12 protein-coding genes are annotated in these 16,206 nt (G+C 69.5%); 9 read left to right on the top strand and 3 right to left on the bottom strand.

What is annotated here, in order from left to right; all coding sequences use genetic code 11:
- The first annotated feature begins 180 nt into the window (after positions 1–180).
- The 8 genes from C996_RS0100565 (at position 181) to C996_RS0100530 (ending at position 13,351) form a co-directional block, all read left to right on the top strand.
- Positions 181–1,314, top strand: a complete 1,134-nt coding sequence (locus tag C996_RS0100565) for an NAD(P) transhydrogenase subunit alpha (RefSeq protein WP_038035506.1) — start codon at positions 181–183, stop codon at positions 1,312–1,314.
- Complete coding sequence (locus C996_RS0100560; RefSeq protein WP_017942675.1) at positions 1,311–1,622, top strand: NAD(P) transhydrogenase subunit alpha; 312 nt, start codon at positions 1,311–1,313, stop codon at positions 1,620–1,622. The genes C996_RS0100565 and C996_RS0100560 overlap by 4 nt, the downstream gene beginning before the upstream one ends.
- Complete coding sequence (locus C996_RS0100555) at positions 1,619–3,007, top strand: NAD(P)(+) transhydrogenase (Re/Si-specific) subunit beta (protein ID WP_018865546.1); 1,389 nt, start codon at positions 1,619–1,621, stop codon at positions 3,005–3,007. The genes C996_RS0100560 and C996_RS0100555 overlap by 4 nt, the downstream gene beginning before the upstream one ends.
- A gap of 480 nt (positions 3,008–3,487) precedes the next feature.
- A complete protein-coding gene (locus tag C996_RS0100550; protein ID WP_018865545.1) occupies positions 3,488–5,692 on the top strand; it encodes a primosomal protein N' in 2,205 nt (734 codons plus the stop codon).
- Between the two features lie 87 nt (positions 5,693–5,779).
- On the top strand, positions 5,780–7,543 hold the full coding sequence (argS, locus tag C996_RS0100545) for an arginine--tRNA ligase (RefSeq protein ID WP_018865544.1): 1,764 nt from the start codon (positions 5,780–5,782) through the stop codon (positions 7,541–7,543).
- Between the two features lie 3 nt (positions 7,544–7,546).
- The gene (locus C996_RS0100540) at positions 7,547–8,137 is read left to right on the top strand and encodes an SPOR domain-containing protein (RefSeq protein ID WP_018865543.1); all 591 of its coding nucleotides are present in this window, start codon (positions 7,547–7,549) and stop codon (positions 8,135–8,137) included.
- 2 nt (positions 8,138–8,139) lie between these two features.
- Positions 8,140–12,069, top strand: a complete 3,930-nt coding sequence (gene hrpA / locus C996_RS0100535) for an ATP-dependent RNA helicase HrpA (RefSeq protein ID WP_018865542.1) — start codon at positions 8,140–8,142, stop codon at positions 12,067–12,069.
- A gap of 25 nt (positions 12,070–12,094) precedes the next feature.
- Positions 12,095–13,351 (top strand): FAD-dependent oxidoreductase, encoded by a 1,257-nt coding sequence (locus C996_RS0100530; RefSeq protein WP_018865541.1) that lies wholly within the window; start codon positions 12,095–12,097, stop codon positions 13,349–13,351.
- Positions 13,352–13,396: 45 nt separating this feature from the next.
- Here C996_RS0100530 and C996_RS0100525 read toward each other — a convergent pair whose 3' ends face one another.
- Genes C996_RS0100525 through C996_RS0100515 form a run of 3 tightly spaced genes read right to left on the bottom strand, consistent with a single transcriptional unit; the run spans position 13,397 to position 15,799 of the window.
- Entirely contained in the window at positions 13,397–14,731 is a 1,335-nt protein-coding gene (locus C996_RS0100525; RefSeq protein WP_018865540.1) for a HAMP domain-containing sensor histidine kinase, read from the bottom strand.
- 25 nt (positions 14,732–14,756) lie between these two features.
- A complete protein-coding gene (locus C996_RS0100520) occupies positions 14,757–15,473 on the bottom strand; it encodes a response regulator transcription factor (RefSeq protein ID WP_018865539.1) in 717 nt (238 codons plus the stop codon).
- On the bottom strand, positions 15,470–15,799 hold the full coding sequence (locus C996_RS0100515) for a PepSY domain-containing protein (protein ID WP_026279137.1): 330 nt from the start codon (positions 15,797–15,799) through the stop codon (positions 15,470–15,472). Before C996_RS0100515 ends, C996_RS0100520 begins: the two co-directional genes overlap by 4 nt.
- 95 nt (positions 15,800–15,894) lie before the next feature.
- On the opposite strand from C996_RS0100515, the gene C996_RS0100510 reads away from it, so the two are divergent.
- Positions 15,895–16,206 (top strand): DUF2288 family protein, encoded by a 312-nt coding sequence (locus tag C996_RS0100510; protein WP_018865537.1) that lies wholly within the window; start codon positions 15,895–15,897, stop codon positions 16,204–16,206.

Genomic DNA, 16,206 nt, shown 5'->3' with positions numbered 1-16,206 from the left:
CGGAACAAGACCCTGTAAGCGCAGGACACGGTTTAAGCACGGGGGCGATTCCGCTACACTCGCGGGTCGTTTTTTGTGCGGCATGCCCGCTTCAGGCGTGCCGCATCCGATTTCACCACCCGCGAGCGCGGCTGATCGTCCCAGGGGAGTACCGGGACGTTTGGCCCGGGGAGAGAGCGCATGGCAATCAAATTATCCGTTCCCAAGGAGTCCGCCAGCGGCGAACGTCGCGTGGCCCTGGATCCGACGGTGGCGGCCAAGTTCAGCGATCTGGGCGTCACCGTGCAGCTGGAGAAGGGTGCCGGCTCCAATGCCCATTTCCCGGACACGGCCTACGAGAAGGCCACCGTGGTCGATACCGAGACGGCCTACGGCCAGTCGGACCTGATGGTCCGCGTGGCCCCACCGACGGTGGAAGAGGTCAACCAGCTGCCGGAGGGCTCCACCGTCGTCAGCCTGTTCCATGCCCACCGCAATCCGGACGTGGTCAAGGCGATGCAGGAGCGCAAGATCCTGAGCTTCGCGATGGAGCTGATCCCGCGCATCTCGCGCGCCCAGAGTATGGACGTGCTGTCCTCGCAGGCGGCCGTGGTCGGCTACAAGGGCGCGATCATGGGCTCGGATCTGTCCTGCCGCTTCTTCCCGATGCTGACCACCGCGGCCGGCACCATCCGCCCGGCCAAAGTCATCGTGATCGGCGCCGGCGTGGCCGGGCTGCAGGCGATCGCCACGGCCAAGCGCCTGGGCGCGATGGTCGAGGCCTATGACGTGCGCTCCGCCACCAAGGAGCAGGTCGAGTCGCTGGGTGCGAAGTTCCTCGATCTCGGCGTCTCCGCCGAGGGCGAAGGCGGCTACGCCCGCGAACTGACCGCGGAAGAGAAGCAACAGCAGCAGGATGCCCTGGGCGAGTTCATCTCCAAGGCCGACGTGCTGATCACCACCGCCGCGATCCCCGGTCGCGACGCGCCGAAACTGGTCCCGAAGGACATGGTCGAGGGCATGAAGCCCGGCGCGGTCATCATCGACCTGGCGGCCGAGGGTGGTGGCAACTGCGAACTGTCCAAGCCGGGCAAGACCAGCAAGCACAAGGGCGTGACCATTCATGCCCCGCTGAACGTGCCCTCGCAGGTACCGCTGCATGCCTCCGAGATGTACGCCAAGAACCTGCTCAATTTCCTCACGCCGATGATCGCCGAGGGCGGCGAGTTCCAGCCGGACTGGGATGACGAGGTCATCGCCAAGAGCGTGCTGACCCGCGACGGCGAGATCGTGCACGAGGCCACCCGCGAGGCCCTGAAGGGAGCGAACTCATGATCATCGAAGGCTTTATCGCGCTGTACATCTTCATGCTCGCGGCCTTCACCGGCTACGAGATCATCTCCAAGGTGCCGGTCATCCTGCACACCCCGCTGATGTCCGGTTCCAACTTCGTCCACGGCATCGTGCTGGTCGGGACCATGGTCGCGCTGGGCCATGCCACGACCCCGCTGGAACAGGCCATCGGCTTTGTCGCCGTGATCCTGGCCGCGGGCAACGCCGTGGGTGGCTACGTCGTCACCGAACGCATGCTGGAGATGTTCAAGACCAGCAAGAAGGACGACAAGAAGGGAGATAACGCATGAGCATGATCATCAACCTCGCCTATTTTGCGGCGGCGGTACTGTTCATCGTCGGCCTCAAGCAGATGTCCTCGCCGACCACCGCGCGGCCGGGCATCATCTGGGCCGGCGTGGGCATGGTGATCGCCACGCTCGTGACCTTCGTGCATCCGGAGATCTCCGGCGGCGTGAACTACACCCTGATCATCCTGGGTATCGCCATCGGCGGCGCGCTGGCCTGGTGGAGCGGCAAGAAGGTCGCGATGACCGACATGCCGCAGATGATCGCGCTGTACAACGGCATGGGCGGCGGCGCCGCGGCCGGCATCGGCGCGATCTACCTGCTGCAGGCGACCCCGGAAACCGTCAGCAACACCGGCCTGGCGATCGCCGTGACCGGCTCGCTGATCGGCTCGGTGGCCTTCTCCGGCTCGCTGGTGGCCTACGCCAAGCTGCAGGGCCTGATGAAGAAGACCTTCACCTTCGCTGGCCAGCAGGTCGTGAACATCGCGATCTTTGCCATCACCGTGATCCTCGGCTTCCTGATGGCCACCGGCGGCGGCGAGATCGGTTCGGCGACGCTGCTGCTGTTCTTCGTCCTGGCGCTGGCCTTCGGCATCCTGATGACGCTGCCGATCGGCGGCGCCGACATGCCGGTGGTCATCTCGCTGTACAACGCCCTGACCGGCCTGGCGGTCGGCCTGAAGGGCATCGTGCTCGACAACCCGGCGCTGATGATCGCCGGTATCGTGGTCGGCGCGGCCGGTACGCTGCTCACGCAGCTGATGGCCAAGGCGATGAACCGCCCGATCAAGAACATCCTGTTCAGCCAGTTCGGCGGCTCCGCCGGCGGTGCCGAGGAAGAGATCGAAGGCACGATGAAGGAGATCCAGGCCAACGATGCCGGGATCATGATGGCCTACGCCGAGAAGGTCATCATCGTGCCGGGCTACGGCATGGCCGTCGCGCAGGCGCAGCACAAGATCTGGGAATTCACCCAGCTGCTGCAGAAGCGCGGCGTGGACGTGAAGTTCGCGATCCACCCGGTCGCGGGCCGCATGCCCGGGCACATGAACGTACTGCTGGCCGAGGCCGGCGTGCCCTACGACATCATCTTCGACCTCGACGAGATCAACGAGGAGTTCAAGACCGCGGATGTCGCGATGGTGATTGGCGCGAACGACGTCGTGAACCCGGTGGCCCGGACCAACCCGGAATCGCCGATCTACGGCATGCCGATCCTGAACGCCGACCAGGCCCACAACGTCATCTGCGTGAAGCGCGGCAAGGGTTCCGGTTTCTCGGGCATCGAGAACCACCTGTTCTACGCCGACAACAACCAGATGCTCTACGGCGACGGCCAGAAGGTGGCCGCCGAGCTCGTGGCATCGGTCAAGGCCCTCGGCTAGTAGCCCGCCCCAAATGCGAGATCCGGATACGGGTCCCGCCACCGAAACCCGGCCAACCGCCTCGCGGTGCCGGGTTTTTTGTTGGCTCGGGAAACACTGCTCAATGTACACACTGGCGCTCGAGTCGCTTTTGCGTGCGCATGAATCACTGTTTCCTCAAGGCCCGATGAACACCCGGGACGGCGTCACAATTGTACACACCCTGTACAGACTACCCACAAGCGATGAAACCAACGGCCGCTTAGCACACAGAGCGCGCACTCCGTTTCACATAAACCCCGTAACTATCTGTTTATTCGATTCTTTTGGCTTCTGGTCGATTTTTGGCCAATCCAAGACGCCCCCAGCAGTAACAAGCATTTAGGGCCCTTCCCCCCGTTTCACCCACAGAGTTATCCACAGATTTTGTGGATAACAACCCGACCCGCCCTGAGGCAACCGACTCCCCCTTCCCGGGCCCCGACGCAGTAAACTGGGCCCATGCCCGTCGCGCCCCGAATCGCCCGCATCGCGCTGGATCGCCCCCTGGATCGGCTGTTTGACTACCGCATCCCCGAAGGCCTGTCGCTCACGCCCGGACAGCGGGTTCGCGTGCCCTTCGGCCGAGGCTCCACGGTCGGCCTGGTGGTCGAGCTGGCGACCACCAGTGACGTGCCGCCCGCACGCCTGCGGGCGGTGAACGAGGCCCCGGAGAGCGAACCGCTCCTCTCGCCCCGCCTGCTGGAGCTCCTGCGATTCGGGGCCCGCTACTACCATCACCCGCTGGGCGAGGCCCTGCTGGGGGCACTTCCACCGGCCCTGCGCCACGGCGACCCGTTGCCGGCCCTCACCCCCGAAACCCTGTGGCGGATCACCCCCGAGGGCACCCGCGCCCTGGCCGACGGCCTCGCGCGCGGTCGGCGCCAGCAGGCGGTCCTCCGCGCCCTGGAGCCGGGACACGCGGCCACGGCCCTGGATCGCGCCACCCTGGCCGCCGCGACCGGCCTGCAGCTGGCCCCGCGAGAACTGCGCGACTATGAGGCGCGTGGCTGGCTGGAGACGATCACGCCCGACCCGACACAGCCGCCACCGCCGACCACCAGCGACCACGATCTGACCCCCGACCAGCGCACGGCCGTTGAGGCCCTGACACCCGGGACCGGCGCACCGCTGCTGCTGGAGGGCGTGACCGGGAGCGGCAAGACCGAGGTCTACCTGCAGATGGCCGAACGCGTGCTGGCAGGCGGGCACGCCGCGCTGTTCCTCATCCCCGAGATCGCCCTGACCCCGCAACTGAGCGCGCGCATCCAGCAACGGTTTCCCGGGCAGGTCGCCCTGCTCCACTCCGGCCTGGCCGAGGGCGAACGCCTGCGCGCCTGGGAGGCCGCCCGCCAGGGTCAGCGCCGCATCGTCGTCGGCACCCGCTCGGCCCTCTTCACCCCGCTGCCCGACCTCGGCCTGATCATCGTCGACGAGGAACACGACAGCGCCTTCAAACAGCAGGACGGGTTCCGCTACAACGCGCGCGACCTGGCGATCAAGCGCGGCCAGCTGGAGCAGGCCGCGGTGGTTCTGGGCTCCGCCACCCCGACCCTGGAGAGCCTGCACGCGGCCACCACGGGCCGTTACGCCCACGCCCGGCTGACCACACGCCCGGACGGGACCCGCCCACCCACCGTCGAGACCGTGGACACGCGCGTACATCTCCCGGACGAGGGTCTGACCGCCCCGCTGCTCGAGGCCATGCAGCAGACCCTGGCGGCCGGCCACCAGTGTTTTCTCCTGCTCAACCGCCGCGGCTTCGCCCGCGTACTGGCCTGCGACGCCTGCGGCTGGGTGGCCGAGTGCCCGGATTGCGATGCGCGACTGACCATTCACGCGCACAACCCGCGCGCTGTCTGTCACCTCTGCGGCCACCAGGAACCCCGCCCCCAGCGCTGCCCGGAATGCGGCGAGCCGCTGGCGCAGCGCGGCCTCGGCACCCAGCGGCTGGAACAGGCCCTGGCGCGGCACTTCCCGACCACCCCCCTGATCCGCCTGGACCGCGACAGCATCCGTCACAAGGGCGCGCTGGAGGCGGCACTGGACCGTATCCGCCAGCTGGATGCCGCGATCGTGGTCGGCACCCAGATGCTGGCGAAGGGCCACGACTTCCCCCAGGTCGGACTGGTCGGTGTGATCGACGTGGACCAGGGCCTGTTCAGCGTCGACCTGCGCGCCACGGAAAACACCCTCCAGCTCATCGTGCAGGCCGCCGGCCGCGCCGGGCGTGGTTCCGGCGGCGGTCGCGTGCTGCTCCAGACCGGGCATCCCGACCACCCCCTGATTCGCGGCCTGGATGCCGCCGACTACCCGGCAATGGTCGCGCCCCTGCTGGAGGAACGCGCCGCCGCCGAGCTGCCGCCCCACGGCCACCTGGCCCTGGTCCGGGTCGAGGCCGGCGATGCCGAGACCACCCGCCGCCATGCCGAGCGCGTCGCCACCCACCTGCGCAGCGCCGCGACCGAGGGCCTGCGGGTACTGGGCCCGGCCCCCGCGCCGCGTCATCGCGTCAACCGCCGCTTCCGCGAACAGATCCTGCTGCAGTCCACGCGCCGCAACCCCCTGCACGAGGGCCTCGCACGGGCGCGCCACGCCTGGCAGGCCGACGACCTGCCGCGCGGCACCCGCATCGCCATCGACATCGACCCCGTCTCGCTCGCCTGACCCGTTCCCGCGGCAGGCGCCGGGGCGGCACGTGCGCCGCTTCCGGGTTAGAATGCGGCCCTTTTTACACGACGGATCGAGCCCCTCTTGAAAGACACCCTCACCGAGGCCCTCGCGGCCGCCCTGGAGACCCTGGTGGCCGATGGCCGTGTACCCGCCGATCACGGTGTCGAGGTGCAGGTCACGCGCGCCCGCGACCGCGAACACGGCGACTTTGCCAGCAACCTCGCGATGCAGCTCGCGCGCCCGGCCAAGAGCAAACCGCGTGACCTCGCCGAGGCCCTCAGCGCCGCAATGCCCGAGGTACCCGGTCTCGCCGCCACCGAGATCGCCGGCCCCGGCTTCATCAACTTCCGCCTGGCCGCGGATGCCCGCACGCTGGTGCTCGGCCGCATCGCCACCCAGGGCGCCGACTTTGGCCGCTCCAGCGTGGGCGGCGGTCGCCCGGTGCAGGTGGAGTTCGTCTCCGCCAACCCCACCGGCCCGCTGCATGTCGGCCACGGCCGCGGCGCGGCGTTCGGCGCCACCGTCGCCGACCTGCTGGATTTCTGCGGCTTCGATGTCACCCGCGAGTACTACGTAAACGACGCCGGGCGGCAGATGAACATCCTCGCCGCCAGCGTCTGGCTGCGCTATCTGGAACAGCACGGGGTGCAGGTCCCGTTCCCGGCCAACGGCTATCAGGGTGACTACATCTACCCGGTCGCCGAGGCCCTGACCGCACAGATCGGCGAACAGGCCGTGCACGCGACCGAGGCCGTCACCCGCGACCTCCCGCCGGACGAGCCGGCCGGTGGCGACAAGGAGATCTACATCGACGCGGTGATCGCCCGCGCCCGCGAGCTGCTGGGCCCGGAGCTGTACCGCACGGTGTTCGACTGCGGCCTGAACGCCATCCTCGAAGACATCCGCGACGACCTGCGCGAGTTCGGGGTCGAGTATCAGTGCTGGTTCTCCGAGCGCAGCCTGGCCGACTCCGGCGCGATCGATGCCGCGGTGCAGGATCTCGAGGCGCACGGCGCGCTGTACGAGAAGGACGGGGCCCTGTGGTTCCGCTCCACCGACTACGGCGACGACAAGGACCGCGTGGTGCGCCGCGAGAACGGCGACTACACCTACTTCGCCTCCGACATCGCCTACCACCGCGAGAAGTTCCAGCGCGGCTTCGAGCGCGTGATCAACATCTGGGGCGCCGACCACCATGGCTACGTCCCGCGCGTGCGTGCCGCCCTGCAGGCCCTGGGCCTGGAGGCCGATCGCCTGGACGTGCTACTGGTACAGTTCGCGATCCTCTACCGCGGGGGCGAACGCCTGCCGATGTCCACCCGCGCCGGGCAGTTCGTCACCCTGCGCGAACTGCGCGACGAGGTCGGGTCGGATGCCGCGCGCTTCTTCTATGTACAGCGGCGCTGCGACCAGCACCTGGACTTCGACCTGGACCTGGCCAAGTCGCAGTCCAACGACAACCCGATGTACTACATCCAGTACGCCCACGCGCGCATCGCCAGCGTGCTGCGCACTGCGGCCGAGCGCGGCCATGCCGCCAGCGCGCTGGACGACACCGGGCTGTCCGAGCGCCTGACCGAGCCGCAGGAAGACGACCTGCTGGATCGCCTGGACCGCTTCCCCGAGGTGATCGCGGCGGCCGCCGAGGCCTGCGAACCGCACCAGATCGCCCAGTACCTGCGCGAGCTGGCAGCCGGCTTTCACGCCTACTACAACGCGGTGCCATTCCTGAACGCGGAGGATGCCGCCGTGATCGGCGCACGCCTGGCCCTGCTGACCGGGGCCAAGCAGGTGCTGCACAATGGCCTGCGCCTGCTGGGCGTGACCGCCCCGGAACGGATGTAGACCATGGCCCAGGCCCGCAAGACCCGTCGCAAGTCCGCCCCGCGCAAGGCCGCGCGACCGATCCCCGGCTGGGTGTGGATGCTGATCGGCCTGCTGATCGGGCTGGGCATTGCCGCCGTGCTGTACCTGCAGGGGGCCGACCGATCACCGGACCTGGGCGCGCTGTTCGGCGACCCGGGAGCCGAGACCGCCGCTCCGGCCCCGACCCCGCCCCCCGTGGAGCGCGACACCGTACCGTCGGACGACGAACCGCGGTTTCGCTACTACGAGCTGCTGCCCGAGGACGAGATCCGCGTACCAGAGTCCGAGCGCGACACCCCTGCCCCGACCCTGCCGCCCGCCGCATCCCCCAGCGAGGGGGAGCCGGTGGTCCTGCAAACCGGGTCGTTCCGCCGCTTCGCCCAGGCCGACGAGATGAAGGCCCGCCTGACCCTGCTGGGCCTCGACCCGCAGGTGCACGAGGTCGAGATCCAGGGTGATACCTGGTACCGCGTGTACCTCGGCCCGTTCAGTGACGAGGACCGCGTGCGCCAGGCGCTGGAGCGCCTGCGCACCGAGAACATCGAGGCCCTGCGTCTGCGCTACCAGGGCTGACCGTGGAACCGGCCCCCGCACCGGAACTCGACGCCCTCGCCGCCCGTATCGAGGCGCTGCCCGCCGCCCCCGAACGCAAGCACCTCGCGGACCTGCTGCGCCGGGCCCGCCAGCGCCAGAAGCGCGGGCAGGCCTGCGACCGCTTGGCTCGCACCCTGGCCGACCGCCTGGACCACGCCGAAGGAAGCACTGAAGAGCGCGCCCGTCTGCGCCCGCAGCCCGTCTACACCGGCGACCTGCCGATCCACGCCGAGCGCGAGCGCATTGTCGCCGCGATCCGCGAACACCCGGTACTGGTGCTGTGCGGCGAGACCGGCTCCGGCAAGACCACCCAGCTGCCCAAGCTGTGCCTGGAGGCCGGGCGCGGCGAGACCGGGCTGATCGGCCACACCCAGCCGCGCCGCATCGCCGCGCGCTCGGTCGCCAGCCGCATCGCCGAGGAACTGGGCACCACGCTGGGGGGTGAGAAGACCTCCACCGTCGGCTTCAAGGTGCGCTTTTCCGACCAGACCGGGCCGAACAACTGGGTCAAGCTGATGACCGACGGCATGCTGCTTGCCGAGCTGGCGCATGACCCGGACATGCGCGCCTACGACACCCTGATCGTCGACGAGGCGCACGAGCGCAGCCTGAACATCGACTTCCTGATGGGCGTGCTCAAGCGCCTATCGAAGAAACGCCCGGAGCTGCGCATCATCATCACCTCCGCGACGCTGGACCCGGAGCGGCTGTCGGCGTTCTTCGACGACGCCCCGATCCTGACCGTGGCCGGACGCACCTACCCGGTGGAGCTGCGCTACCGCCCGATCGAGCCGGAAGACGCGGCCGACGAGGACGAAGACGCCGGTCGCGGCGAGCGCGACCTGTTCGACGGCATCCGCGAGGCGGTGGCCGAATGCGAGCGCGCCGGCCCCGGCGACATCCTGGTATTCCTGCCCGGCGAGCGCGAGATCCGCGACGCCCACAAGGCCCTGCGCGGCCAGGTGCGCGCCGACACCGAGGTCCTGGCACTGTACGCGCGCCTGTCCGCGCGCGAGCAGTCGCGGGTATTCCAGTCGCACGCCGGCCGGCGCATCGTGCTGGCCACCAACGTCGCCGAGACCGCGCTGACCGTCCCCGGCATCCGCTTCGTGATCGACTCGGGTCTGGCCCGCGTCTCGCGCTACTCCTGGCGCTCGCGGGTCCAACGCCTGAGCCTGGAGCCGATCTCGCAGGCCGCCTGCGACCAGCGCGCCGGGCGCTGCGGACGACTGGGCCCCGGCATCTGCATCCGGCTGTTCGCGGAGGACGACTACAACCTGCGCCCGCCCTTCACCGACCCGGAGATCCAGCGCTCCAACCTCGCCTCGGTGATCCTACAGATGGCCGCGCTGAAGCTCGGTCAGCCGCGCCAGTTCCCGTTCGTGGATCCACCCGATCCACGCCTGGTCAAGGACGGCTACCGCCTGCTGGAGGAGCTGGGTGCGGTGGACGCGCGCGGGCGCATCACCCCGCGCGGCCGCCAGCTGGCACGCATGCCCATCGACCCGCGCCACGGTGCAATGCTGCTGGCCGGGGCCGACCACGGCTGCGTGACCGAGACCGCGACTATCGCCGCGTTCCTGTCGCTGCAGGACCCGCGCGAGCGCCCGGCCGAGGCCACCCAGGCCGCGGACCAGGCGCACCGCGAGTTCCAGGTCGAGGGCTCCGACTTCATGGGCATGCTGCGGCTGTGGGAGGCCTGGCACACCGCGCGCGAGGATCTCGGCTCGAATGCGCTCAAACGCTGGTGCCGCGAGCACTTCCTGAATTTCCTGCGCATGCGCGAGTGGCAGGAACTGCGCGTGCAGCTGCTGCGCCAAGCCCGCGAGATGGACCTGAAGCCGAACCACGAACCGGCCGACGCCGAGCCCGTGCACCGCGCGCTGCTGACCGGACTGGTCAGCCAGATCGGACAGAAGACCGAGCGCGGCGACTACCTCGGCGCGCGCAACCGCCGCTTCCAGATCCACCCCGGATCGGTCCTGGCGAAGAAGAAACCCGCCTGGGTGATGAGTGCGGAGATCGCCGAGACCACCCGTGTCTACGCCCGCGACAATGCCCGTATCGAGCCCGACTGGATCCTGGCCGCGGCGGCGCATCTGCTCAAGCACCATATCTTCGAGCCGCACTTCCAGCGTCGCAGCGGACGCGTCGGGGCCTTCGACCGCATCACCCTGTACGGCCTGGTCGTCGCCCCGAAAAAGCCGGTGGACTTCGCAAGACACGACCCGGCCGAGGCGCGGCGTATCATGATCCGCGAGGGCCTGGTCGGCGGCGAGCTGCGCACCCGCTCGAAGGGGGTACAGGCCAACCGCGAGGCCGTGGCCGAGATCGCCGAGCAGGAGGCGCGCGGGCGCCGGCGCGACCTGCTGGTGGAGGAGGATCGCCTGTTCGACTTCTATGACGCCCGCCTGCCGGAAGACATCACCGACGGCACAAGCTTCGAGACCTGGGCGCGCAAGGCCGAGAAGCGGGACCCCGACGCCCTGCGGATCGACCGTGCGGAACTGCTGAACGAGCCGGACACCGCGCTCCCGCAAGGGGCCTACCCCGACCATCTGGAGGTCGAGGGCCTGCGCCTGCCGCTGGCCTACCGCTTCGAGCCCGGTCAGCCAGACGACGGCGTGACCGTGACCATCCCGATCGCCGCGCTGAACGCGGTACCCGACTGGCTGGGCGACTGGCTGGTGCCGGGGCTTTTGGAGGAGCGCGTGACCGCCCTGTTGAAGAGCCTGCCCAAGGGCCTGCGCCGCCAGTTCGTGCCCGCGCCGGACTTCGCGCAGGCCGCGCTCGCGCGCATCGAGCACCGCCAGGGCCCGCTGATCCCGGCGCTGGCCGAGGCCCTGCGCGCGATGACCGGCACCGAGATCCCGCTGGATGCCTGGCGCCCGGAGAACCTCGAGCCACACCTGGTGATGCGCTTTCGCATCCTCGACCCGGAAGGCCACGAGCAGGCCAGCGGCCGCGACCTGGCCGCGCTGAAGCGCCGGCTGGGCGACAGCGCCGAGGCCCACTTCGACGCCAGCCGCCCGGACGAGATCACCCGCGAGGGGATCACCGAGTGGGACTTCGGCGCATTGCCGGAGAGCGTCGAATTCGACCACCAGGGGGCGCAGCTGCGCGCCTTCCCGATCCTGGTCGACCGCGGCGATGCGGTCTCGCTGGAGCTGGAACCGGACCCGGCGCGGGCCGCACGCGCCCACCGAGCGGGGCTGCGCCGGCTGTTCCTGCTGGGCGTGCGCAAGACCGCCCGCGACCTGCGCCGCCAGCTCCCGGAGATCGAGCGCGCCTGCCTGAACTACTCGACGCTCGGCAGCTGCGAGGCCCTGCGCGACCAAATCCTGGAGGCCGCGGCCGACCGGGTGTTCCTGGCCGAGCCGTGGCCGCGCGATGCCGAGAACTTTCAAGAGCGCCTGGAGGCCAGCCTGCCCGAGTTCTCGCCCACGGTGATGGAGCTCTCGCGCCTGGCCGCCGAGATCCTGCGCCACTGGCACGACCTGCGCACCCGGCTGCAGGGGGATCTGCCGCTGTCCTGGATCGAGGCCGCGCGCGACATCCGCGGGCAGCTCGAGGCGCTGGTCCCGGCCGACTTCCTGCTGCGCACCCCGCACACCGTGCTGCCCGAGCTGCCGCGCTACCTGCAGGCAATCGACAAGCGCCTGGAACGCCTGACCCAGGCCCCGGACAAGGACCGCGCGCGACGCGTCGCGGTCGAGCCGCTGTGGCAACAGGCACAGGAGCTGATCGCGCGGGCGCCGGATCACCCGGACGTGCTCGCCTTTCGCTACCGCATCGAGGAATTTCGCGTCTCGCAGTTCGCCCAGGAACTGGGCACCCGCGAGAAGGTGTCGCCGAAGCGGCTGGAACGCGAATACGCGGACGTGATCCAACGACTGGCAAGCGGTACATGAGCGTTCTTGATAGGGGAAGCGAAGGATGCGCGTAGTCGTGATCGGGGCCGGCGTGATCGGCGTGAGCACCGCCTGGTACCTGCAGGAGGCCGGGGCCGAGGTCGTGCTGGTGGATGCCGGCCCCGCCCCCGCCTCCGGCTCCAGCCAAGCCAACGGCGGCATGCTGCATGCCAGCCACGCCGAACCCTGGAATACCCCCGGCGTCGGACTGGACCTGCTGCGCTTTCTCGGCCGCACGGAGTCGCCTCTGCTGCTGCGCCCGCGTGCCCTGCCGGGGCTGGCCGGCTGGGGCCTGCGCTTTCTGTGGCACAGCCGCCGCTCACTGTTCGAGCAGCACACCCGTCTGAATGCCCGCCTGGCCGCGTTCTCGCTCCGGGAGATCGACCGCCTGCAGCGGGAACTGGCGAGCGAGGGGCTGGACTTCGACTTTCGCCGCTGCGGCATCCTGAAGCTGTTTCAGGACCCGGCCAGCCAGGCCCACAATCGCGCCGCCAGCGAGGCGATGATGGATGAGGACGTGCGCTTCGAGGACTGGGACGTGGAGCGGATCATCGCGGAAGAGCCGGCGCTGGCCCCGGTGCGCGACCGCCTGTGCGGCGGGCTGTTCTTCCCCGGGGATGCGATCGGCGACGCGGCACGGTTCACCGAGCAGCTGCTCGCGATCGGCCAGCGCCGGGGCATCCGCTACTACCCGAACGTCACCGTACGGCGCCTGCGCACCCACCTAGGCCGCATCGACGCGGTGGAGACCTCCGAAGGGCCGATCGCGGCGGATGCCTGCGTGGTCGCCAATGGCTACCACGCCCCGGACCTGCTGCGCCCGCTGGGGCTGCATCTGCCCGTCGCCCCGGTAAAGGGCTATTCACTGACCCTGCCGATGGACGCCGACTGCCGGCTGAATCTGCCGCTGATCGATGACGCCAACAAGGTGGTGATGACCCCGCTGGGGGCGCGCCTGCGCCTGGCCGGTACCGCCGAATTTGCCGGCCGCGACCGCCACCTGAACATCGAGCGCGCGGCGAATGTCCTCGATCAGTGCCGGCGCACCCTGACCGGCCTGCCCGCGAACTTCGACCCGGAGACGATGGCCCCCTGGACCGGACTGCGCCCGATGAGTGCCCGTGGCACACCGATCCTCGGCCCCACCGCCATCACGGGCCTGCACCTAAACACCGGATCCGGACACCTGGGCTGGACCTTTGCCTGCGGGGCGGCGGCACTGGTGCGGGCCGGAGTGCTGGGCGAAACACCGAGCCTGCCGATGGAAGGCCTGGGGCTCTGATCCGCGCGAACCGGCTGTTGCGGGATAGCACCCCGGTAAGTCGATTCAGCCCCCCGGGAACACCATGCGGATGCGGGCCCCGTGCAGATCCGGGGCCTGTTCGATGAACAGCGTCCCGCGGTGGTCGGTGACCAGGGTATGGATGATGCTGAGCCCGAGCCCCTGACCGGTATCCCGGTCGGCATCCTGCCCGCCGCGTGTGTCCGCGCGCTGGCCGCGCTCCAGCACCCGGGCCCGGTCGGCCGGCGGGATACCCGGACCGTCATCGTCGATGATCAGCATCACCTCGCCGGGCTGGCAGCGCGTCGTGACCCGCACCCGGCTGGTGGCATGGCGAATGGCGTTGTCCAGGGTATTGCCCAGCAACTCGAAGATGGCGCCACCGTCCATGCGCAGGGCACAGCCCGGGGCCAGGTCGGTCTCCAGCGTCACCCCCTCCTGCGCGGCGAGCCGTCCCAGCGCCTGGCCGGTTCGCTCGATGATCGGCGCCAGCGGCTCGGCAGCCTGGAACGGGGCCGGCCCCAGCCGCTGCGCCTGATTCAGCTGGTGCTGGACGATCCCCTGCAACCGGTCGACCTGGTGCTGCATGTCGTCCGGGTCCGGTCGCGCGCTCTCGAGGTTCAGGCGCAATGCGGAGATCGGGGTCTTCAGGCTGTGGGCCAGGTCCGCCAGGGCATTCTGCTGGCGCGCCAGGCGGGCCCGCTCGAACTCGACCAGGTCGTTGATGCTGCCGGTCAGGGCGCGGACCTCGGTGGGATAGTACCCGCCCAGACGGGCGTGGTCGCCATGGCGCAGGGCGTCCAGGTCGCGCCGCACCTGGCGCAGCGGGCGCAGCCCCCAGAACCACAGCGCCAGCGACAGCACCAGGATCATGGACAGGGTCATCGCGCCCAGCCCCTGCCACAGGCTTACGCGGTACTGTTCGACCTGTTCATTGAAGGCCTCGCGGTCCTCCAGCATCTGGAAGGTCAGTCCCACCTGGTCGCCCTCCAGCTCCCACTGCACGGGCAGGCTGAAGCTGAAGTACTCGTCCTCCGACCAGCCACGCAGCGAGACGCCCACCGTCGAGGGCGACCGCCAGAGGGTCTGGCCCTCCTCGCCGAGGATGCGCGCATAAAGACCACTGACCGGCAGTTGCAGCCGGCTTTCGGGGAGCATCTCGGGGACCCGTACATCCGCGGGCCCGATCACCTCGGCCAGCCCCATCAGCAGCAGCACCTGCGCCTCCAGCCGGGTCTCCACCGCGTCCGCCGCATTGTCGCGAAAGGCCGCCTCCAGCACCCAGGCCGTCAGCAGCGAGAAGATCAGCACGGTGACGGCCGTGACCCCCGCCAGGCGCAGGACCAGGCTGCCGCGCAGCTTGCGCAGGGCCGCCTTCATGCGGACCGGGCGGCCTCGGGGTGGATCATCGGGCGCTGTCCGACTCGTTTTCCGGGGCGGGGTCGGGTTCGCGGGCAAAGCGGTAGCCGCGCCCGCGCAGGGTCTCGATCAGCCCCAGGCTGCCATCGGCATCCAGCTTGCGACGCAGGCGACCGATGAGGACCTCGATCACGTTGCTCTCGCGGTCCTCGTCGTGGTCGTACAGGTAGTCCGCCAGCGCGTCCTTGCTCAGCACCCGGCCGGGCTGGCGCACCAGGGTCATCAGCAGGCGGTACTCGAATGTGGTCAGGGTCACCGATTCGCCATTCAACCAGACCTCGTCGCCGGCGGTATCGATCACCAGCGGGCCGAAGTGCAGCCGCTCCTGGCCAGACTGCAGGCTGCGGCGCGCCAGGGCGCGCAGGCGCGCCAGCAGTTCCTGGATATGGAAGGGCTTGGCCAGGTAGTCATCGGCGCCGGCCTCCAGACCCTCGACCTTGTCCTGCCAGCGGTCGCGCGCGGTCAGGATCAGTATCGGCAGGCGCGGCTTCGACTCGCGCGCCTTGCGGATCACGTCGAGGCCATCCATGCCGGGCAGGCCAAGGTCGACCACGGCGATATCGCAGTGGTACTCGGTCAGCAGGTACAATCCGGTCTCGCCATCCGAGGCGGTATCCACGCGGCAGCCGCTGCGGTCCAGTTCCTCGCCGATCTGGTTGCGCAGGGCAACGTCATCCTCGATCAGTACCACGCGCAGATTCATTCCGGGAGCTCCACTTCCGTACCTTCCTCGATGCGCAGGGTACGCACTTGCTGGTCGTTGGTCAGGATCCGGATCACGAACAGGCGCGCCCCGTAGCGGCTGACATCCTCGCGGGCATGCAGGACCCGCCCCGGGTAATGTGCCTCGATCTGGGCAACAGCCTCGTCCAGGTCCCAGACCGCGGCCTCGGGGTCGTCGGTATTGAACTGCGCCTGTGCCGGAAGCGCGACCAGGAACAGCATGGCCAGCGCCCGCACCGGGCCCGAGCGACGCCGCATCGGGTGCCGCTCGCGGTGTCCGGGCTGGAGATCCGGCGTGGGTCGCATGGTGGCGCATCCTCCGGGGATTTGCGTGGAAAGGTCTTGAAGATGCAAGGGTATCGGCCTAGCCTGAACCCTATCTGAAACCGACCGGAACCGTCATGCAAGACGCCCCTGCCGAACAACCCGAGACCCCCCTGGAAGAAGAGGCCGGTCCGCTGCCGTGGAAGGAGCTCATGCCGCATTTCGCCCGCGGCGTGGTGATCCGCGTGGCACCGGAACTGGACCTGATCGAGGTGGCCCGCGCCTTCCGCGATGACGCCACGCATCAGGTCAGCGAATGGCTAGCCAATGACCAGGTCGCCCGCGCCTCGGATGACGATGCCCGGCGCTGGGCCGCGAACGATCCGATCTTCACCGCCATCGTGGCTGCGCCCTGGGTCCTCGCCCAGGAGCGGACCCCGTCCCACTAG

The organism is Thioalkalivibrio sp. ALE25, from assembly GCF_000377285.1.
Classification (GTDB): domain Bacteria; phylum Pseudomonadota; class Gammaproteobacteria; order Ectothiorhodospirales; family Ectothiorhodospiraceae; genus Thioalkalivibrio.
This window is presented reverse-complemented; position numbering and strand designations above follow the sequence as displayed.

Excerpts from the sequence above, each read along its gene's own strand:
- C996_RS0100565 (WP_038035506.1), top strand. The coding sequence starts at position 181 with ATGGCAATCAAATTATCCGTTCCCAAGGAGTCCGCCAGCGGCGAACGT.
- C996_RS0100560 (WP_017942675.1), top strand. The coding sequence starts at position 1,311 with ATGATCATCGAAGGCTTTATCGCGCTGTACATCTTCATGCTCGCGGCC.
- C996_RS0100555 (WP_018865546.1), top strand. The coding sequence starts at position 1,619 with ATGAGCATGATCATCAACCTCGCCTATTTTGCGGCGGCGGTACTGTTC.
- C996_RS0100550 (WP_018865545.1), top strand. The coding sequence starts at position 3,488 with ATGCCCGTCGCGCCCCGAATCGCCCGCATCGCGCTGGATCGCCCCCTG.
- C996_RS0100540 (WP_018865543.1), top strand. The coding sequence starts at position 7,547 with ATGGCCCAGGCCCGCAAGACCCGTCGCAAGTCCGCCCCGCGCAAGGCC.
- C996_RS0100530 (WP_018865541.1), top strand. The coding sequence starts at position 12,095 with ATGCGCGTAGTCGTGATCGGGGCCGGCGTGATCGGCGTGAGCACCGCC.
- C996_RS0100525 (WP_018865540.1), bottom strand. The coding sequence starts at position 14,731 with ATGAAGGCGGCCCTGCGCAAGCTGCGCGGCAGCCTGGTCCTGCGCCTG.
- C996_RS0100520 (WP_018865539.1), bottom strand. The coding sequence starts at position 15,473 with ATGAATCTGCGCGTGGTACTGATCGAGGATGACGTTGCCCTGCGCAAC.
- C996_RS0100515 (WP_026279137.1), bottom strand. The coding sequence starts at position 15,799 with ATGCGACCCACGCCGGATCTCCAGCCCGGACACCGCGAGCGGCACCCG.
- C996_RS0100510 (WP_018865537.1), top strand. The coding sequence starts at position 15,895 with ATGCAAGACGCCCCTGCCGAACAACCCGAGACCCCCCTGGAAGAAGAG.